14 protein-coding genes are annotated in these 20,094 nt (G+C 45.2%); 3 read left to right on the top strand and 11 right to left on the bottom strand.

What is annotated here, in order from left to right; translation table 11 throughout:
- Positions 1-623: 623 nt before the first annotated feature.
- The gene (locus AC1VYS_RS06500) at positions 624-2,906 is read right to left on the bottom strand and encodes a YhgE/Pip family protein (RefSeq protein WP_482913528.1); all 2,283 of its coding nucleotides are present in this window, start codon (positions 2,904-2,906) and stop codon (positions 624-626) included.
- Between the two features lie 262 nt (positions 2,907-3,168).
- Complete coding sequence (locus tag AC1VYS_RS06495; RefSeq protein ID WP_482913527.1) at positions 3,169-3,756, bottom strand: TetR/AcrR family transcriptional regulator; 588 nt, start codon at positions 3,754-3,756, stop codon at positions 3,169-3,171.
- A gap of 413 nt (positions 3,757-4,169) precedes the next feature.
- On the opposite strand from AC1VYS_RS06495, the gene AC1VYS_RS06490 reads away from it, so the two are divergent.
- On the top strand, positions 4,170-5,384 hold the full coding sequence (locus AC1VYS_RS06490) for an MGDG synthase family glycosyltransferase (RefSeq protein WP_482913526.1): 1,215 nt from the start codon (positions 4,170-4,172) through the stop codon (positions 5,382-5,384).
- Between the two features lie 289 nt (positions 5,385-5,673).
- On the opposite strand, the gene AC1VYS_RS06485 is transcribed toward AC1VYS_RS06490, so the two are convergent.
- Together AC1VYS_RS06485 and thpR are read right to left on the bottom strand one after the other, a co-directional pair.
- The gene (locus AC1VYS_RS06485) at positions 5,674-6,531 is read right to left on the bottom strand and encodes a cell wall hydrolase (RefSeq protein WP_482913525.1); all 858 of its coding nucleotides are present in this window, start codon (positions 6,529-6,531) and stop codon (positions 5,674-5,676) included.
- Between the two features lie 130 nt (positions 6,532-6,661).
- Complete coding sequence (gene thpR / locus AC1VYS_RS06480) at positions 6,662-7,264, bottom strand: RNA 2',3'-cyclic phosphodiesterase (RefSeq protein WP_482913524.1); 603 nt, start codon at positions 7,262-7,264, stop codon at positions 6,662-6,664.
- 199 nt (positions 7,265-7,463) lie between these two features.
- On the opposite strand from thpR, the gene AC1VYS_RS06475 reads away from it, so the two are divergent.
- Positions 7,464-8,420, top strand: coding sequence for a D-2-hydroxyacid dehydrogenase (locus AC1VYS_RS06475; protein WP_482913523.1), 957 nt, complete (start codon positions 7,464-7,466; stop codon positions 8,418-8,420).
- 168 nt (positions 8,421-8,588) lie between these two features.
- Here the strand turns inward: AC1VYS_RS06475 and AC1VYS_RS06470 are convergent, their stop codons facing one another.
- The 5 genes from AC1VYS_RS06470 to htpG form a co-directional block, all read right to left on the bottom strand.
- Positions 8,589-9,539, bottom strand: a complete 951-nt coding sequence (locus AC1VYS_RS06470; RefSeq protein ID WP_482913522.1) for a TRM11 family SAM-dependent methyltransferase — start codon at positions 9,537-9,539, stop codon at positions 8,589-8,591.
- Between the two features lie 332 nt (positions 9,540-9,871).
- Positions 9,872-11,584, bottom strand: coding sequence for a methyl-accepting chemotaxis protein (locus AC1VYS_RS06465; protein WP_482913521.1), 1,713 nt, complete (start codon positions 11,582-11,584; stop codon positions 9,872-9,874).
- Positions 11,585-11,933: 349 nt separating this feature from the next.
- Positions 11,934-12,944 carry an MsnO8 family LLM class oxidoreductase gene (locus AC1VYS_RS06460; RefSeq protein WP_482913520.1) on the bottom strand — a complete coding sequence of 337 codons (1,011 nt, stop codon included), beginning with the start codon at positions 12,942-12,944 and terminating at the stop codon, positions 11,934-11,936.
- Between the two features lie 89 nt (positions 12,945-13,033).
- A complete protein-coding gene (locus tag AC1VYS_RS06455) occupies positions 13,034-14,449 on the bottom strand; it encodes a deoxyguanosinetriphosphate triphosphohydrolase family protein (RefSeq protein ID WP_482913519.1) in 1,416 nt (471 codons plus the stop codon).
- Positions 14,450-15,245: 796 nt separating this feature from the next.
- Positions 15,246-17,129 carry a molecular chaperone HtpG gene (htpG, locus tag AC1VYS_RS06450; RefSeq protein WP_482913518.1) on the bottom strand — a complete coding sequence of 628 codons (1,884 nt, stop codon included), beginning with the start codon at positions 17,127-17,129 and terminating at the stop codon, positions 15,246-15,248.
- Positions 17,130-17,402: 273 nt separating this feature from the next.
- On the opposite strand from htpG, the gene AC1VYS_RS06445 reads away from it, so the two are divergent.
- Entirely contained in the window at positions 17,403-17,591 is a 189-nt protein-coding gene (locus AC1VYS_RS06445; RefSeq protein WP_482934488.1) for a hypothetical protein, read from the top strand.
- 330 nt (positions 17,592-17,921) lie between these two features.
- On the opposite strand, the gene nikC is transcribed toward AC1VYS_RS06445, so the two are convergent.
- Positions 17,922-18,821: a nickel transporter permease gene (gene nikC / locus AC1VYS_RS06440; protein ID WP_482913517.1), complete on the bottom strand. Its 900-nt coding sequence runs from the start codon at positions 18,819-18,821 to the stop codon at positions 17,922-17,924.
- Between the two features lie 185 nt (positions 18,822-19,006).
- The gene (locus tag AC1VYS_RS06435; RefSeq protein ID WP_482913516.1) at positions 19,007-20,011 is read right to left on the bottom strand and encodes an ABC transporter permease; all 1,005 of its coding nucleotides are present in this window, start codon (positions 20,009-20,011) and stop codon (positions 19,007-19,009) included.
- Positions 20,012-20,094 lie beyond the last annotated feature (83 nt).

Here is a 20,094-nt window from a genome sequence, read left to right as displayed (position 1 = left end):
CAGGCAACATTGAAACGGGAGGAGCTGGCATTTCGCTTGCGATAAGCCTGCCTGCTGAGATGGAGAGATGATAGCTTGAGCCATCTGTTGTAAGCCTGGTATTGCGGTAAAGACCGCGATTATTGCGAAGGACTGAATCCGGTGATCCGGTAACAGCATATATACAACAATATGTAGCCGCTGGCACGACTACTCAAGATGGAGCGACGTTTTTTGATATAGTTCTATTATTTTAACACCGACCTAACATCAGCGCAATTTAAACTTTTTAATACCTCTGATAAGAATTGCTTTGCAGTACAGCTTTAGTGTATTGACGTTTAAAAACATCTCTTTTTCGAATAATTATACACATTTTATAGCAGAGCACAACTGATTTTAATTGCTGATAAAAGAAAATCGTTCCATATCCAGCCTGCGTTTGACCATATTTTCGCAATTTTCATGCTTCAGCTTCCAATCTAACTTTCTATTTTCATACCATTGAATACAAAATGGCCTGCAGCTTATTTTCGCGCCGCAGACCATTTGCACTATTTGACTACTATATTGCATAATTTCGATACATATGCTTTAACTTTTTTTTGCAGAAAGTTGTGTTGATTGTCGTCTTGCTTCATTAATTATACTGTCAAAGGCTGACCGTTCTCTGCTACTTCAGCTTCCTTCTTGGTACGTCGGCCGTTCAGGAGGAAGTATGTCAGCGTCAGCAGCACAGATACAACTGCATAGACGCTCAATATTTCAGCCTGATGCCACATCACATTGAAGTTACCGCTGGAGACAACGGCTCTGAGACCCATAATGCTGTGTGTCATCGGTAGCCACTGACTAATGGATTGCAACCATGAAGGAATTAGTTCTACTGGGAATGTACCCGCACTTCCTGCAAGCTGGAAGACCAATAGCAAGATGATCACATAACGTCCAGGCAAATCTAGCCAAGTAACCAGCGCTTGAACGATCAGCATGAAGGTCAGACCCGTTATAATCGTAAACAGATAAAACAGTCCTGTACTATGTGTCTCTAGTCCGAGACCGTAAAGCATAAAGCTTGCTACAATAACCGACTGGAAGATGCTCACCGAACCAAATATCAGTGTGCGGCTTACGAAACGATTCCAACCTGTTGCTCCAGGTACAGACGTTTCACGCATTTTCAGAACGATGGTAGAAATCAGTGATCCTACAAACAGACCGATAGACAGGAAAAATGGCGTCATACCCGTTCCGTAATTACTTACGTTCTCTGCCTTGTTCTCGGAAGAGCTAACCGGTTCTGCAAACATATTCACAACTTCATCTGTTTTCTTCACTTTGGATGTTTTCTGAGCTGCGTCTTTCAGCTTCGTTGCCAGTTCACCAGAACCGTCTTTCAGTTCTGTAAGGCCATTAGCCAATTTACCAGCTCCGTCACCCAGCTGTTTGGAACCGTCAGCCAGAGATGACACACCACCGCTAAGTTTACCGACACCTGACTGCAATGCAGCCGTACCTGTACCTAGCTGTTTCGCACCAGCTGCCAGTTGTGTACCGCCAGAAGCTGCCTCACCCAATTTACTACTGAATTGTTGTAAGCCATCCGAGAGTTTGGCTCCACCCTGACTAAGCTGTCCAGCACCCGCAAGCAGTTGCTTCTGTCCATCAACAAGTTGAGTGGCGCCTCCGAGCAGTTGTTGTTGACCTCCATGCAGTTCAGTTGCACCCGCGGCCAGTTGTTGATTACCTTGGTGAAGCTGATCCGCACCTTGAGCCAGCTTCTGCTCGCTCTCATGCAGCTGTGCACTTCCGTCAGCAACAGCCTGACTCGCGGCAAGCAGCTTCTGAACATCTGCGCTTGCAGCCAGCTCCGGGTTGCTTGCAGCCAGTTGTTTCAATCCGGCTGCTACACCCTGTGCTCCATCGGCAACTTTACTGCTACCATCCACAGCGGATTGCAGGCCGGTTGCCAATGTTCCACTGCCCTGAACTGCCGATTGCAGACCATCAGACAGCTTCGCACTGCCTTGTTCAGAGGATTGCAGACCTGCTTGTAGCTTGTTTGTGCCATCCAGTGAAGATTGCAGTCCGGAGGCCAGCTTGTCGCTTCCTTCTTTCAACTGGTCAGCTCCACTTTGAAGCTGGCCCGTAGCTGCTTCATGAAGTTGCTGTAAACCCGAAACCAAACTTGTAGTTCCATTTTCAAGTTTCGAAGCTCCATTATGCAGTGCATTAACTCCGTTACTTAATGGAGCTAGTCCATCCTGAAGTTTCAATGTTCCTGACGCAAGTTTAGCAAGGTTATCCTTAAGCTTCACTGCCCCGTCATCAAGTTTTCCAGCCCCAGTCTTCAAATCTCCGGCACCGTTGCCTGCTTCAGCCAAGCCATCCGACACTTCGGAGAACTTATCTAACAGCGTCTCTGCATAAGACTCTGTAACTTTGGCTGAAACTTTAGCCTTCAGATCTTTAATTGCCGTTTTACCGATTTGCGCGCCTACAAAGTTATAATTACCGTTCGGCTCATAGATCAAGTCAGCTGGTGCAGGCTTATCATCCAGCAATGTTGTAGCTTGGGACGAGAAGTTCTCTGGAATCGTAATCTGCATGTAATACTTGTCGTTTTGCATGCCGTCCTTTGCCTGAGTGGCACCCACAAAGTCCCATTTAAAATCTTTATTTTTCTTCAGTTCATCAATAAGGTCTTTACCTACATGAAGTGACTTCCCTTCCAATTCGGCTCCTTTATCAAGGTTAACTACGGCTACCGGAAGTTTATCAACACGACCGTATGGGTCCCAGTAAGCCGCCAAATAAATGCCGCTGTACAGGATCGGTATAAATAATATCGCAATTACAGGGATCAACACCTTCGGGTTTCTCACGGCTGATCCCAAATCCTTGAAAAACACGTTTAATGATTTCATGTCATTTTCTCCCCTTAATCTCTCTGCTATGCAGCAGGAATATCCAATATGAAAACAGAATGAAAATCTCTGGAAATTTTACCGAAATACGTGATGACCATTTCTCTCAAACGGTCACTTCAGGACAAAAAACAAACTTGCCCTCCGACAAGTTTTATTTCCTTATTGCATACCTACTACCGAATGGATCATGTTAGACACCAAGGCTACTCAGTGAATTGGTAATCCTCGAATACTTCAACTCTAGATCCTATTACATACCTTAAACCGGATTGATCGCGGCGATCCCTTCCATTAAGAAAAGACGAAAGTAGTTCTTGATCTCCTCTTTGCTAAGTGGCTCATGATGTTTACTCCAGTCCGAGGTTAAGGCGATATACAATCGAATCATCATAAATGCAACGACTTGTGGATCACAATCACGTATTTCCCCGTTATCTCTTGCCTTCTCCAGTTCACGAGTCAGAAAATCAGAAATGACTTTCTCTACTTTTTCCAGACCTTCTTTGGCCTGCAGCGTTCCAAAATCCTTCAATTCCTGAGACAATTTAACCAGCAACTCATGATCACGGCGAAATTCCAGCAGTGCATCCAGCACGCGAAACAGATTATCAAAAAAGGCACTTTTCTGATGTACTTCACGCTGCGCTATATTTTTCATCTCCTGAATGACTTCCACCAGGATCTCATCAAACAACTCTTCTTTGTTCGTGAAAAAAGTGTAGATCGTGCCTTTGCCCACATTGGCAATCTTGGCCACTTGATCCATTGTGGTCGCTTTGTATCCAAACATGGAAAATGACTGCGCGGCTGCATGAATGACCTGCTGTCTCCTGTCGATCGGAGCCATCTTATCTCCTCCTTACTTCATCTAAAATGTGACGAGTGATTCTATCGCTCTCTTTGGAATGACCAAAAATACAAAACAGTCATTCGGTCAAAAACTACAATATCACCTTAAAAATAAGATTGCAAGCCTAACAATAAAAAAATGTATTAATATTTTTTAACCGAAATGCAGTGGAAACTGTCAGCGTGGTCGTCTATAGTGTAAGATGACTTAAACAATCCGCACATAACTGAAGTTTTGTGTCTCAAAACATGATGTACTGTGTAAATATTTTTGGATGAAACATGATTCGCCGTTTTGGTGTATATTCATGTAATAACAAACCTAGCAGAACTGTCCTTTCAAAAAACGTACGCAAACTGTTTTCATTCAAATTTTAATTTTAACTCAAACTTATGAATAAAGGTGAACTCATGCGAAAACCAAGAGTGCTCTTATTATCAGAAGGATTCGGTACTGGTCACACACAAGCGGCTCATGCCCTTGCACATGGCATCAAAAAAGTCAGTCCCCATGTTCACAGTCGTGTTATCGAACTCGGGAAATTTTTGAATCCGACCGTCGCTCCGCTGATCTTTTCTGCATATCGAAAGACACTATCGGTTCAACCCAAACTTGTCAGCCTGTTGTACCGCACACAGTACAACAAATCTTTAAATGGCTTAACCAAACTGGCGTTGCACCGTATCTTCTATACCCAGACGGCGCAGGTCGTATCCCAGTTGAAGCCGGATATTGTAATCTGTACCCATCCGTTTCCTAATGCGGTTATTTCCAGACTTAAACGTCAGGGACTGAATATTCCGCTCTATACATTGATTACGGATTATGACGTGCATGGAACGTGGATTAACCCTGAGGTAAACAAATATCTCGTATCCACTCCGCAAGTCAAAGCCTTGCTAGAGATTCGCGGGATTCCTTCCTCACAGATTCAGATTACAGGTATTCCTGTGCATCCGGATTTCTGGGAAGCCGGGGATAAAGTCAAGCTCAGGGAAGAGATGGGATTGCAAAACATGCCTACAGCTCTACTTATGGGCGGCGGCTGGGGACTTTCTTTTGACGAGGAACATATGAAAGCTCTCGCATCCTGGGCTGACCGGGTACAGTTAGTCTTCTGTCTCGGAAGCAATCAGAAAATGATAGACAAAATGAAGGAACTCCCTTGCTTTCAACATCCGAATATTCGTATTCTGGGATACACGAAGGAAGTCAGTAAGCTCATGGATGTTTCGGACGTACTGATCACCAAACCAGGAGGCATGACATGCACAGAGGCAATGGCCAAGGGCCTGCCAATGCTGTTTATTCCTCCGCATCCAGGACAGGAAGAGGAGAACTGTGAATATTTTGTACAAGCTGGATATGGACAGATCATTCACTCTGCGGATGTCATAACCAATCGCTTCCGCGAGCTGTCCGAACAGCAGTCGGATCAAGTAAGTCGTACTAAGCACATGAAGTATAAGATCAGGCTTTCTTCGGCGTATGATCCAACCTGCTGCGCTCAGGCTGTACATGATTTATTGTTCCCCGCAACAAAGGAAGTTACAACTACGTCCCTAGAGCGCTTTTCAGCGGGTATTACAGCCAGATCCTTGTCTGGTACCAGACTACCTTTATAATCCCTCTAAGACACCTTAGAATTGGTCTGAGGACGTAATATTCATTACACAATCAATCCGGTGCGCTTAAACTATACAAGAATAATAAAAAGGTTCCTCTTCGCAAAATGAAGAGGAACCTTTTTATATCGTTTTAATTTCAGCGTATGATCTACCAAAAATATGGGTAATTTAAAGATAAAGCTGCTCACAAAAACAGCGAAATAAAACTGCTTTTCAGAATTTTCAGGGCTCATGTGATGCTCACATAGTTAACCACCCTGCCTGTTTGCAGAATTTTAAGGTCTTTTTATTTGTAAAATGTATGATGACCGATCGTTTTTACTTCTTTCTTGGTCCGAGCCACTGTCAGATCGTCAGCGAGCGTCAATGACAAGAAATAATACGTATCATCCGACACTTCTTTCTGTCCGTTCAGGGCGGCATTCACAGCTTTGATGCTGTCTTCATTCGGGGTTACCCGTTTAAGTCGTCCATTTGCCACAGGGCTAAACTGTGATTTCTGATGGATGACCTTATAAATGGTATCGGGAAAATTGGCTGACCGCAGCCGGTTTAAGACAACGTTGGCAACTGCCACTTTGCCTTTGTACGGTTCACCTTCCGCCTCTGCCATGACGATTTTTTGCAGCAGATGCAGCTCTTTATCGGACACACTGTAAGACCAGGTTGCGAGTTTTGCATCTTCCTGATTCAAAAGTTTGGTCCGCGTAAAGTAAAGTTTTTGGGGGGGAGTTGACATAGCAGCTGCCGCCTTGGCATGTTCTAATTTAGCCAATTTTAGAGCAGCTTCCTTTTTTGCTTTCGCTTCAGCTATAGCCTGCGCTTTTTGTTTAGCCGCAGCTACCTTCTGGTCCTGCTCTTCCTGAGCAGCCAAAAGCCAGTCTTTTGCTGGCAACGCATTTGTCCAATTTGCAGATTGCACAGACAGATTGGTAGACAGACTTGTCCCATCTTCCGTCATTCGCCTCTGTTCTTCTGGCAATGATGGGTTATTATGTGCCGAAGCCGCAAGCTCCGTCATCTGTTTACTCTCACTCGCTTCATTCCACTTCCCCGTCGCCTGAACGACGTTTACCCCAACTATACATACAAGCAGCACAGATAACATCGGTGCCACCCAACGATTCTTGCTTATAATTTCCATTCGAAGATTCCTCCTGTCGAAACAATTCCCTAATCTAAGTAACCAAAAAAAAAGAATTTGAATAACGATGGCTAATATTACATAGGGATAAACACAATGTCAATGTGAGTTTATGGTATTAAAAAGTTTTTCAGGAAAATGAAAACGTATCCACTGTCTCATACATTGGCGTTTGTCCAAGCCTTGTCACATAAAGTACAAAACCGTCTACAGTCCATGAATTTCCATGAGAAGCATGTTCTGTAACGATTTCGGAAACCCCATGATGTTCCATACCAGGGAACGATCCGAGATATTTTCTAGCTACTGTAACATGCGCATGATAAGGTCTTAACTCTGCTTCAAAACCTAAGTTTTTCGTTGCATTTACAATTTGCTGCTGTAAATGATGCAAACGTTCTACATCTCCGTTAACACCTCTCCAGAGAACTTTCGGTGTTTTCTCCAGACCAAACGTTCCCCAATCAGAAAGTTGCAGGTCAAACGCATGGAAATGAGTTGCTACGTCGTGCAGAGCTGTGCGAAGATGACCGACTTCGCTCATCAATGTATCTCCCAAAAATTGCAAAGTAATATGATAATCCCTGTGGTCTGTCCATTTGCGAAAATCAAGCTTGTTTCGTATTAGCTGTGCCTGCATATGAAGAAACTGCTGGACAGATTCAGGCAAACGCACAGCAATAAACAGACGTTCCCGTCTGGATGCATGTTCTTGAAGTTTATGGCCACTCATTGCATACACCTCTCTAAAGTTCGCTCTATTATTCCATAACTATGCATATCATTTCAACCTGGGTAAATATAGAGTGACATACAATATGGATTTTGCATATCAGACTTCATTCCTGCATTTTCCATATTCATGCACATCATGCACTGAATCTGATACACTTGACAAGACTAATTCATCGATCTCAGGAGGCACACACATTATGGGCAAAATCCTATGTTTTCCATCATTATCCGAAGAACAGCAGCAACAGATTCTACAAGCTGCACCAGGTTACACCATCAAAGTAGGTAAAGCCAAAGATCTGGATCCGGCTGAATTCCAAGAAGCCGAAATTATACTGGGCTGGTCTCCCCTTGTAACTGAACATGCTCTCCATCAGGACAGCCCATTGAAATGGGTGCAAGTCTGGTCCGCTGGTGTAGATAACCTTCCATTTGCAGAGCTGCAACATAAAACCATTCAGGTTACCAGCGCCAATGGTGTTCATGCCATTCCAATTACGGAGATCATTCTGGGCATGATGTTATCGCACAGCCGCTGGTTGAGACAAGCTATGTTGTACCAGCAACAGGCTGAATGGAAAAATCCTGGAAAAGCGCTGCCAGAGCTGCATGGAAAAACTGCGGTTATCGTTGGAGTCGGCGAGATCGGAACCGAAACAGCCCGTGTACTGAAGGCATTAGGCATGCGCACGGTCGGAGTACGACGCTCTGGAAAAGCCGTCCCTAATGTCGATCATATGTACGATATGTCTGGACTCCATGAAGCTCTAAGCCAAGGCGACTATGTAATTAATATCTTGCCGTTAACCGATGAAACGCGACATATTTATGATCAGGAAACATTTAACCATTTCAAGAACGATGCCTGTTTTGTCAATGTAGGTCGCGGCCCCAGCGTTAACACGGAGGCGCTGATGGATGCCCTGCAAAGCGGTAAAATTGCCTTCGCTGCTCTGGACGTATTTGAAGAGGAACCCCTTCCAGCAAATCACCCGCTATGGGGCATGGACAATGTATTGATTACACCACACATTGCCGGAAGCACAGAACAGTATACGGATCGTGCATTCCATATTTTCATCAAAAATCTGGAAGCTTACGTTGCTGGTAAAGCTCTTCCGCTCAACCTTGTCGATTATAGTCATAAATATTAACACAAACATCCGTTCCCATGCAACATCATGAAATGACGTATGTAACTTTCGAGGCAATCATTAGAACAAAAACACTCCACAAGGAAATCATTCTTCCTTCGTGGAGTGTTTATTATGCACACAAACGTATAATTACATGCATATCCAAATCATCACTTGACCATAACATCAAACACAAACCCAGATATGGCGTACAAATGTGCCTTTACGTACCGTTATATACTGTTCTATCGTCCAGCCCGATTCCAGCAAATGCTCCTGTACCCATTCTGTAGATATGACGACAGCCCGTTTGCATAACTCGCGTAATTTAACGAGCATAGCTCGCTGTTCTTGATCGGGAAGAACAGAACAAAGATTATAGGGCATGTCGAATATTGCCGAATCATATTTTTCTTCCAAATTCCGCATATCACCCAACGTAATCCGGTTTGCATCATATCCGAAATACGGTAAATTAACTCGTGCCCCACGCACAGCAAGTGCATTCAGATCATTGCCTCTTGTATCAATCCCCATTGATAAAGCCTCGATAACAACTGTTCCCATTCCGCAGCATGGATCCAGCAAACGATGATTTTCCACTTCTGGAACAGCGATGTTTACCAGTGCCCTGGCCAAAGTGACACCCAATCCTGTGGAATAGTTTTGCGGCTTCTGCTGATGAACTTGCCACGACTTGTTTGATTCTGTCCACTGACCGAAGATCCATTTTTGTTCTATTTTGATTAGTCCGAAAGTCACTTTAGGTTGCTTCATCTGTGCTGTTCCTTGGATGCACATCCCAATTTCTTTTTCAAACCTCCGTGCCTGAGCATAATCAGGCGGATGATCCCCTGCTTTCAGACAAACCACCTTAAATGTCTCATCTTGCTGCAAACGAATCCTTCGAGCTATAGGAAAAAGTTCAGCAATCGAGTCTGCTTCCCCCAGCACATCCAGTCGTCCATGAATAAACGGGCTTCTCCCCGGCAGGATACGTCGCTCAGACCTAATATAAGAGTCGCTGTCAATGCGCATTTCTGAAGACGGTTTAAACAATGTCATCAGTTCAAGCTGGCATAACTCACGTTCATTTTCATGACAGGCAAAAGTGTATACATATGTAGCCACAGTCATAATCACCCTCATTTCCAGAGTCTTCTATAAATATATCTTTAATTTGGAGTTTGCTTTTCAAACGAGATGAACTTCAGGTAGTTATTGTATCTAATGTTAGGCCGAGAGACAACCATACAGGGATATGATGCTCGTATATTAGGGCGTGTCTATACCCTAGAAAAACAAGAAAAAAAATAAGGGATCCCATTTACGGGATTCCCTTCATCTTGTAATTTTAGCACCTGGTCTTAACTCTATCCCTCTGCTATAATATGACAATTTCAAACAATTGTTTTACCCTGTTTCTACTATTATAAAGAGCGACTTATACATTGAATATAAAGATCGAATTATACTTTTAACTTTTCGATGGATGTGAGCAGATCGTCAGACAGTTCTTTCAATGTTTGAATGTTACTGCTGATGGCCTCCATAGAACCGACTTGTTCCTCAGCCGAAGCAGAGACTTCTTCCACACTAGCCGCCGATTGCTCAGACACCGCCGAAATCTGTTGACTGAAATCGTTCATTAGACCACTACTCTCTTCCATCCCTGAAAGTCCTTCCGACATCGTGGCGATCACCTCAACCATACCTTCAACGGATGTATTGATAGTTTTGAACAACTGACCTGAAGCAAACACACGCTCCTGCCCCAGTTCCGTCTCCTGAACGCCTGTACGCAGCTCATTCACAACCCCGTGTGAATCCTGTTGAATATCCTGAGTAATCGTTGTGATCTCTTCAACTGAAGCCTGAACTGCTTCAGACAGCTTCCGTACCTCGGATGCAACAACCGCAAAGCCGCGACCACTCTCTCCAGCTCGCGCCGCTTCAATCGAAGCATTCAACGCTAGCAAATTAGTTTGACGAGCGATGTCATGAATCACCAGAACCAGTTTGGAAATGTCTTCATTCTTGCGATTCAACTGCTCCATTTTGCTCATTGAGGATGACACTGCGCTGGCAATCTGTTGCATCTGCTGCACGGATTCTTCCATCGCTTTGCGACCGCTCTGTCCTTGCTCTAGCACTTGGTTGGACATCGAACGAAGCTGATTACCTTGCTCCGCGTGTTTTTGAATATGAACATTCAAATCTTCCACGGCACGAGCCGAATCCACAGCAGTTTGAGCCTGACTTTCAGCCGCCTTAGCCGATTCCTCCATTGTAATTGCAATTTGCTGACTGCCGATCTTGACTTCTTCCGAAGCGATGGCGAGTTCGCTACTCTGACGATTCACCGATTCAGCCACACGTCTTACATTCACCACCATGGAAGTCAGGTTTCCTTTCATCTCATTGACCGCTTTGGCCAAGGCACCTACTTCATCTTCATGTTTGGTATGTACATCCTGTACGTTCAATTGACCTTCTGCGATCAATTTAACAGCACTGATGACACGAAGCAGCGGTTTGACCACTTGTGAACGAATGATCGGAATAAATATAGCCGTTATAATAATCATAACAAGCACACCGATGAGCACAGACAACCTGCCATCTTGAACGGAACGAATCGTTTGGGCTGCCGAAGTATCGGATTGCTGCTGATTATAATTAACGAGATAATCCAGATCGACCTGCATCAAATCAAAGGAATTTGATCCTTTGCCTGCTACTTCTTTGGCAAGATCGCGCTGTCCTTCATCACTGATCCGGATTGCTTGAGCATTAATTTTGAGATAGTCTTCCCATTTGCTCTTAAATGCTGTCCAGTGCTCATTCTCTTCTGCAGACTTTTCCTGTTTATCGTAGACTGCAATCGTCTGTGCAGTTTCACGGATATATTTAGTACGCTCTTCGTTCAGCTTGGACTTCTCCCCTGCTTCAGCGTCAAAATAACGATAACTAAGTGACAAAACATGTTCTGTTGAATAATTTAATTGATTAATCTTCTGGATGGATGGCATCCAATTACCTGTAATATCATTTGTGTTGGTCTCGATCGAATTCATCCGGCCAATGATGGTGACGCTCAGAATAATTAAACAGAGGATTAACAAATAAAAGGCGATGCTGATACGCAGACTGATGCTCTTAATTTTAAATTTGCTAAACATATGATTTCCCCCTCATGACAACTTCCTCCACATTTGCAATTTAGTGCTATTTTCACGCTTAAAACCATCTATTGGCCCCTTGCAAAATACACTCATGTATATTATATCTGCATAATCGCCGTAAAGTATTATAGCATTCTTTGGTCAGAAAACGCTGTATTATATAAACTCTTGTTGAAATTTTTCGGAAGAATAGAATAAAAAAATGAGTTGCAACATCTGATACCATTCAGATCTGCAACTCATCGTTTCCTTAGCAGCATCTAACAACCGCTTAGGTCTGTTCCATTCAATTCGCCATTTAACTTGCTCTAATTCTCCCCTTCTCAAAAAGACTATTCAGCTCTTATCACGAATGCCCAGCTAACAAACGATAAGATTCAAGCCTGCGTTCATAATCAGGGCCCGCCGTTACTACGAGTATCCGGTTGGTATTCAGCCTATGTCCAATCTCCCGGATGTACTGCCACACTTGTTCGGGTGTCCCGGCAACATGCCGCTTTACTTCGCTATCTCCTGCATGGGGCGTATTAACCCGAGGCATATCTTTAACGGTTTCTTTGGGGATTGGTTTGGGCTGACTCCAAGCTAACGCATCACTTTCAGTCGCTGCACACATGACACTGATCGCTACCATCACTTCCGGTTCCTTCAACCTGGCACTCGGCACGAATTCCTCCCGATATCGGCGTACAGCCTCTACTCCATCCGAATCACCCATGAACTGTCCAAATACGTAACCCATTCCATACTGAGCGGCATATGCTGCACTCTTGACGTTAGTGCCTAGCATCCATAACGATAATTGCGTTTCCGGGATTGGGCGTGCTGTAACTGCAACATCCTCATACACATAACGATCTTCAAGCAACTCGGTTAGCGAAGCAATTTTGGCCTTAAGATTCGAGACATGCTGCAAATAGTTGCCGCTGAGAGCCATCGTTGCATGAGGCCCTCCACCTGGTGCTCGGCCTAACCCTAGTTCGATCCGGCCCGGATAGAGTGAAGCCAGTAGACGGAATGACTCCGCAACCTTGAGCGGACTATAGTGCGGAAGCAAAACGGCCCCCGACCCAAGCAGAATGGTATCCGTCTTGGCACCAATATGTGACAGTAACACCTCAGGAGAAGCGGAAGCTAGCTCAGCCATATCATGATGCTCCGACGTCCAATACCTTGTATACCCCCATGTTTCAGCTTGTTGAGCCAACAACACCGCTTGCTGAAGGGCCTGTTCAGCGGTCACATCATTCAGTCTAGGGACGAGATCCAGCACCCCAAGACTGAATTTTTTTTCAGAGCCGCCTTTAATCCACTCACCAAAGCGCTCACTAGAGTTTTCACTTAAGTTTGAAGTCATACCTCACAACTCCTTTGATATCTGCCCCTTCTCTTTGATATAAAGATCCTCTCATCGATACACCGTACAGCGTACTTCTTGCTTATACTCTAGTCGAGATCGTAGATGGAACCAACCTTCAGGCCGTAGAGCTCATTATATATTTTCTCGGCAAATGCATCCGTCATGCCTGCAATATAATCAATCACCATATGCTCCCAAGTCCAGATGGGTTGCGCTTTGGCTTGATCCTTCTCATATCGCTGCAGCCAATCGGACGGAATGATGGATTTTGACGTTTCCGGATCGAGGAATGCATCCCAGAGCCGTTTAATCATCCACTCACTACGTTTCTGCAAGCGCTGCACGCGCAGATCCCGGATCATCGTCACCCAGGCGAAGCTCTTAAGCACACTCACGGTGCGCAGCATGTCGAGGTCTTCTACACCTTCACGGACGAAGGTTACCTTTTTCCAATTCCCATCATCAATTACACCGAGGCTGCCCACAAACAAGCTGACCCAATAGGCTTTCACTTCACGTCGAGTACGCGAGTAATCATGCTCGCAGAAAGGCATTTTTTCATTCCAGATGCGCAGGAACGATGCGAGGACTTCTTCCACTTTTTCCGAGATCGCCTCTCTTGTCCAGCCCTTCCAGAACAGATCCTCCAATGTTGTAACTTTGTCTACAATGAGCCGGTTGACATGCTGGTCTTGCAGGAAATGCTCGTGTACTTCAATTTTGCCAGCCTTGATCCCATCCTCCAGGTCATGTGCAGAATACGCAATGTCATCACAGAGATCCATCAGTTGCGCTTCGAGCGTTTTCTTGCCTGCCGGGATGTTCCAGCGTTCCCGAATCTCACGAATGTACTGCCACTCATGTTGGTACATGCCCTTCTTGCTCTCCGTTCCTGGATACGGATACTTGTTAATCCCCAGCAAGACGGCATCCGACAGGTTCAGCCCGTCGATATCTTCGCGTTTTTCCAAATGCATAATGAGGCGGAAGTTATGTGCGTTCCCTTCAAAATGCTCATATTTCCGTTTCAATTCCGCTCGCACGTCGGATTCAGCCTTAGGAGCTTTCGCCGCGCGGCTTTTCTTCATGATTTTCTTTGTCTCGCTGTTAATCAGATCATCCAAAATCCCATCGAGCACTTCTTCACCTTTATGTCCAAAAGGAGGATGACCAAAATCATGTGCAATCGCTGCACATTCTACGACTTCCGAATCAATGATCAGGCCTGGGTTCTCTGCCTGGCTCCAGTCTACCTCCGGGTAATGCCGCAGCAGGCTTCTCGCCGCTTCTCGCGCAATCTGTGCCACCTCAAGGGAATGGGTCAGACGCGTCCGGTAATAATCGCCCGTGCCTGCGCCAAACACTTGCGATTTGCCCTGCAACCGCCGGAAGGTTGGTGAATGAATTAATCTGGAATAGTCACGCTCATATGCTGCACGAGAGCCCTCCAGCTTGGTAAGTTCAGGATATTGTCTATGTTCTCTCAGATCATGCCATTGCATGTAGATCACTCCTAGCCGACTGTCTCTATTTTGAGTGATTATACACAACATCTGCGGTTTCGAAAAGCAAAATCCGTCTGTCATGTCACCTCTTCTTACATCAACTTATGATGCACAGTCTTCTCTATGTATATTATACCCTGCAAAACTAGTGTCTGTGCATAGAATTAAGGATCTCTATCAGAACGGCACAAGGCTCAAGGACACGCAGATATCTCAAACATGCGCGTAAAACTTACCTCTAAAAATAGGATTTCTTCCTCATAAGATAGGAGTTCTTCCTCATAAGATAGGAGATCTACCTCTAAGGCTCTACAGCTCTGCAAGTTCTAAATCTCTACAACTCAACAGTTTTACAAGTTCTACAGTTCTACACCATCCCCGTTCCCCGGCGCTAACGATCCTGAGAGAGCTTAATCGGGCTATCTTCACGCCCTCCGGATTCTAACGATCACCACAGACGCTATTTCACTTAAAAGCTGCCAAAAAAACTAGAAAAGTCAAGCAATTGAGGGAAATAAGGTCCGTACGGATCGTTAGAATAAAAAGTGGACTAAAATGAGCCAAATAGCGCCTCTGGAGATCGTTAGAGCAATGCGGGTTGAGGTAAGGTGGTGACTGACCACCCTTGTCTTGAAGCAGGGCACTTGCATGCTGGGAACTGCACGCAGTGGAGGTTAATCAAGTTGTGCTCCATTAGTTCATTGAGTGAGAGGTACGCTACATATAAAAGAAAACCCGGCAGGCACTTACTCCTGTCGGGTCGACTTCAAATTAAGTTTTAACTTCAGCAGACTTACACCATCACTTTACAGATATCGTTCGTAAACTCCACCGGATCTTGAATTGGCAATCCTTCGATCAGCAGCGCTTGGTGATACAGCAGGCTAGTGTACAGGCTCAGCTTCTCTTTATCCTGCGCAAAGGCATCCTTCAACGATTTGAACACATCATGGTTCACGTTGATCTCCAGCACTTTATCCGCTTGAACATCGCCGCTGTTCGGCATAGCCTTCAGCACTTTCTCCATCTCGATTGTCAGCTCACCCTCGGTGGACAAACAAACCGGGTGGCTGCGAAGGCGTTTGGATGCTTTCACCGCTTTAACTTTGCCTTCCAACTGTGCTTGCATCGCTTCGAACAATTCCTTATTGTCATTGTCCTGCGCTTCTGTTTCTTCTTTATCGGCACTGTCTTCAATACCCAGATCCCCGCTGGAGATGGATTTAAATTCTTTTTCCTTGTAATTCATGATCATCTTGATCGCGAATTCATCGATATCGTCGGTGAAGTAGAGCACTTCGTACCCTTTTTCCAATACACCCTCAATCTGTGGCAGCTTCTCGATCCGGCTGATGGACTCACCTGCAGCATAATAGATGTACTTCTGATCTTCCGGCATTCTGGAGACGTATTCGTCCAGGCTCACCAGTTTGCTCTCTTTGGAAGATGTGAACAGTAGCAGATCCTGCAATGTGTCTTTGTTTGCGCCATAATCGCTGTATACACCATACTTCAGTTGACGACCAAACGCTTGATAGAACTTCTCGTAGTTCTCGCGCTCGTCTTTGAGCAGGCTTTGCAGTTGGCCTTTGATTTTGTTTTTAATATTTTTGGCAATCAGGCTAAGTTGACGGTCATGCTGAAGCATCTCACGGGAAATGTTCAGAGACAGATCCTCGGAATCTACCATACCTTTGACGAAACCAAAGTAATCTGGCAACAAATCGCCACACTTATCCATGATCAATACGCCGTTGGAGTAAAGCTCCAGACCTTTTTCATACTCTTTCGTATAGTAGTCAAACGGTGTATTCTCCGGGATAAACAGGATTGCATTGTACACTACAGCGCCGTCCGCGCTAATGTGCAGGTGTTTGAGCGGTTTGTCAAAACCGTACCGTTTCTCCATATAGAAGTTGGTATAGTCTTCTTCGGTCAGTTCACTTTTATTTTTACGCCAGATCGGCACCATGCTGTTGACCGTTTGTTCTTCCTTGTATTCTTCAAACTCGTTCTCCGCGCCTTCCTTCGGACGCTGGCTGGTCACATCCATTTTGATTGGATAACGAATGAAGTCGGAGTATTTCTTGATGATCGATCTCAGGCGGTACTCTTCCAAAAACTCGTCATACGAGTCTTCTTCGGTATTTTCTTTGATCGTCAGTACGATCTCTGTACCTACCGTATCTTTCTCAGCAGGTGTAATAGTATAACCATCAGCACCTTCGGATTCCCATTTCCATGCTTCGTTGCTGCCCAGCGTTTTACTCGTTACGGTAAGCTTGTCCGCCACCATGAAAGCCGAGTAGAAACCAACCCCGAATTGGCCAATGATGTTATGGCCGTCTTTGGCTTCGTTTTCTTTTTTGAACGCCAGTGAACCACTCTTCGCGATAACGCCCAGGTTGTTCTCCAGTTCTTCCTGCGTCATACCAATCCCGGTATCGGTGATGGTGAGTGTACGGTTTTCCTTGTCGATTGTAAGTTTGATGAAATAGTCTTCTTTGTTGAAGACGAGCATATCGTCGGTTAGAGCTTTGTAATATATTTTGTCGATGGCGTCACTGGAGTTGGAGATCAGCTCTCGGAGGAAAATTTCCTTTTGGGTGTAAATGGAGTTGATCATCATATCCAGCAAACGTTTGGATTCTGCCTGAAATTCTTTTTTAATCGCCATGAATGAAGTGCTCCTTTCGAATTTGGGTATCGAATGATCGGTTGAAAATAAAGGCAAGCTGCGCTGCAAGGTAGACATTCGATTTCCGAATCGTTGCATAGCATAGCCATATGTTCAACAGAACCATTCCATATGTACTGGTGTATATTCGCCACTCTGTTAGCACTCGAATAACCAGAGTGCTAAACCCTTCTTTTTATATAACATATGGGAAAATTGGGTGTCAATACGAAGAGGCTTATTTTAACAAAATGATTGATTTTAATTAGTAAAATGATGCCCCAGCTCCGTCTGGATGACCTTTCGCCTAAACCTATTTCCCAATGCTCATTGCTTGCACTGCTTGACGGCAATCAGCTCGAACCACATGCTCTATCTCAGTGTAACGTACTCGCTGCAGCAACACAAAAAAACCGCCTCGAATTAAAGCTCGTGACGGTGTACAAAAACGAGACGAGTTGATCAACAATCAGAAACGTTCGATACCGCAAGGAGTTGAATAGCAAAATGGTGTGAATAAAAACATCAGTCTAACGGCCGAAGGCGCTAACGATCATGAGAGACGTTAAAGAAGCCTTTTTGAGGTATTTCCCATTCTAACGATCTCCAGGAACGTTATTTAATGATATTCGGCAATATTTTGGGTAATCCTTAAAATTCTCGATACATAAGCTCTATGGTGATCGTTAGCCTGGGAAATATCCGGGAAATCACAAAATAAGGTTCCTCAGGATCGTTATGATTCCCAACGAACACCTAGGGAGGTGTCTAATAAATCCGAGATGTTCTGTTTTACTTTTTCACCATCTTGGGATCAAGGGTGTCGCGCAAGCCATCGCCCATCAGGTTGAAACCAAGCACGGTCAGCATAATGGACAGACCTGGAAAAATAAGCGTCCAAGGCGCTTTTTGGATATACTGGCGGGAGTCCGACAGCATTTTGCCCCACTCTGGGTCCGGGGGTTGCGCACCCATACCTAGAAACCCAAGAGCTGCCGCCTCAATAATCGCTGTACCTATCCCGAGTGTCCCTTGCACGATTAGCGGTGTAAGACTATTCGGTAAAATGTGCCGAAACAAAATGCGCCCGTTCCCCGCTCCCAGTGTGCGCGCGGAAGTAATAAATTCTTCCTGCCTTAAACTGAGCACTCGTGACCGTACCAACCGTCCATACGTTGGAATATTCACGATTGCAATGGCGAGCAACGCATTTTGCAAAGAAGGACCCAGAATCGCAACAATCGCGATCGCCAGCAAAATGCCCGGAAATGCCAGTAAAATATCAAACAGACGTGAAATAAGCATATCAGCCCATTTTCCATAGAACCCGGCAACCAGTCCCAGCAACGCTCCTGCAATAATGGAACCAATCACCGAGAAAAATCCAACCCAGAGCGAAATTCGTGCGCCATGTATCACCCGGGAGAACACATCCCGACCCAGGTCATCCGTTCCGAACCAATGCTCCGTCGAAGGGGCTTGAAGCCGATCCTGCAGCACCTGCTCTTTGTAATCATAGGGAGCGATATAGGGGGCAAGGAAGGCCAGTACGATAAAGAAAACAATAATGATCAAGCCTGCCAAGGCAAGCCGATTCCCCCGAAAAGTCCTCCACGCCTCACGCCAGGTCCCTGAATTGCTTACGTTTACTGTGTCAACGGCTTGCCCGGTATTAGTCGACAATTTGGCCATACAGGTTCTCCTTTGCTGAACATATATAATGAAAGACAAACAGATTGATTCCACAGAAGAATAAACGAGTCACCAGGGCTTCATCGTTGTATCACAGGTTGTTTCGAATTGCTACTCTACTCTATCTTCCCTACATCTTCCCTACATCTTCCCTACATCTTCCCTACATCTTCCCTACATCTTCCCTACTTATAACTGATCCTCGGATCAAACACCGCGTAGAGCAGATCGACAATCAGGTTGATGACCACAAAAAAGAAAGCCACGATCAGGATTCCACTCTGAATCACAGGATAGTCCCTTGAACTAATCGCTTCATATATATAACGCCCTACACCCGGCCAGGCAAAAATCGTTTCCGTCAGCACCGCGCCGCCCAGCAGCGATCCGGTCTGAATACCAATGACGGTCAGCACAGGGATAAATGCATTTTTCAGTGCATGTCCGTATACGACAAAAAACGGCCCCAATCCTTTCGCCTTGGCGGTACGAATATAATCGGAACTCATCACTTCGAGCATGCTGGAACGTGTCATTCGGGCGATTACAGCCATCGGGATGGTTCCCAGCGCCACACTTGGCAGAATCAGATGTTTTGTCACCGTCCACAGCTGATCCCAGCGTCCTGCAAGCATCGTGTCCAGCACATACAAACCTGTAATCGCATCGACGGGATCACGCGCGTTCATCCGTCCAATGGACGGTAACCATTGCAGTTTGTTGGCAAACAACCATTGCTCCATCAAGCCAAGCCAGAAGATCGGCATCGATACACCGACAAGCGCAATCACCATGCAACAGTAGTCAAACCAGGAGTTGTGCTTCCATGCACTGACAATCCCTGCATTGACGCCAATAATGACGGCAAACAACATACTCGCCATCGTGAGTTCAAGTGTCGCTGTCAGATAAGGTACGATTTCCTGGGCAATAGGCACCTTCGTGCGAATTGATGTGCCCAGATCCCCTTTCAGCAAATCGCCTAAATAGGCGAAATATTGCTGGAACCAGGGTTTATCCAGTCCAAGTTGATCCCTTAGAGCCTGCTTGGACTGTTCCGTTGCTTTTTGCCCCAGAATCGTCTCGGCCGGATCGCCGGGTATTGCATGAATGATGGAAAAAACGATCAACGTCATGCCCAGCAGAACGGGCAGCAGTACCAGCACACGTTTGACAATATAGCTGTTCATTTCCAGATCACCTGCCCTAAACGTATCGTGCACATCCATTTCAGATCTTCAGATAAGAGAAAAAGCACCAGCGAACACGTATG

Source organism: Paenibacillus sp. G34 (assembly GCF_056856875.1).
This window is presented reverse-complemented; position numbering and strand designations above follow the sequence as displayed.

What these genes read in the sequence shown, in the direction of transcription:
- AC1VYS_RS06500 (WP_482913528.1), bottom strand. Translation starts at nt 2,906, where the DNA reads ATGAAATCATTAAACGTGTTTTTCAAGGATTTGGGATCAGCCGTGAGA.
- AC1VYS_RS06495 (WP_482913527.1), bottom strand. Translation starts at nt 3,756, where the DNA reads ATGGCTCCGATCGACAGGAGACAGCAGGTCATTCATGCAGCCGCGCAG.
- AC1VYS_RS06490 (WP_482913526.1), top strand. Translation starts at nt 4,170, where the DNA reads ATGCGAAAACCAAGAGTGCTCTTATTATCAGAAGGATTCGGTACTGGT.
- AC1VYS_RS06485 (WP_482913525.1), bottom strand. Translation starts at nt 6,531, where the DNA reads ATGGAAATTATAAGCAAGAATCGTTGGGTGGCACCGATGTTATCTGTG.
- thpR (WP_482913524.1), bottom strand. Translation starts at nt 7,264, where the DNA reads ATGAGTGGCCATAAACTTCAAGAACATGCATCCAGACGGGAACGTCTG.
- AC1VYS_RS06475 (WP_482913523.1), top strand. Translation starts at nt 7,464, where the DNA reads ATGGGCAAAATCCTATGTTTTCCATCATTATCCGAAGAACAGCAGCAA.
- AC1VYS_RS06470 (WP_482913522.1), bottom strand. Translation starts at nt 9,539, where the DNA reads ATGACTGTGGCTACATATGTATACACTTTTGCCTGTCATGAAAATGAA.
- AC1VYS_RS06465 (WP_482913521.1), bottom strand. Translation starts at nt 11,584, where the DNA reads ATGTTTAGCAAATTTAAAATTAAGAGCATCAGTCTGCGTATCAGCATC.
- AC1VYS_RS06460 (WP_482913520.1), bottom strand. Translation starts at nt 12,944, where the DNA reads ATGACTTCAAACTTAAGTGAAAACTCTAGTGAGCGCTTTGGTGAGTGG.
- AC1VYS_RS06455 (WP_482913519.1), bottom strand. Translation starts at nt 14,449, where the DNA reads ATGCAATGGCATGATCTGAGAGAACATAGACAATATCCTGAACTTACC.
- htpG (WP_482913518.1), bottom strand. Translation starts at nt 17,129, where the DNA reads ATGGCGATTAAAAAAGAATTTCAGGCAGAATCCAAACGTTTGCTGGAT.
- AC1VYS_RS06445 (WP_482934488.1), top strand. Translation starts at nt 17,403, where the DNA reads ATGATGCCCCAGCTCCGTCTGGATGACCTTTCGCCTAAACCTATTTCC.
- nikC (WP_482913517.1), bottom strand. Translation starts at nt 18,821, where the DNA reads ATGGCCAAATTGTCGACTAATACCGGGCAAGCCGTTGACACAGTAAAC.
- AC1VYS_RS06435 (WP_482913516.1), bottom strand. Translation starts at nt 20,011, where the DNA reads ATGAACAGCTATATTGTCAAACGTGTGCTGGTACTGCTGCCCGTTCTG.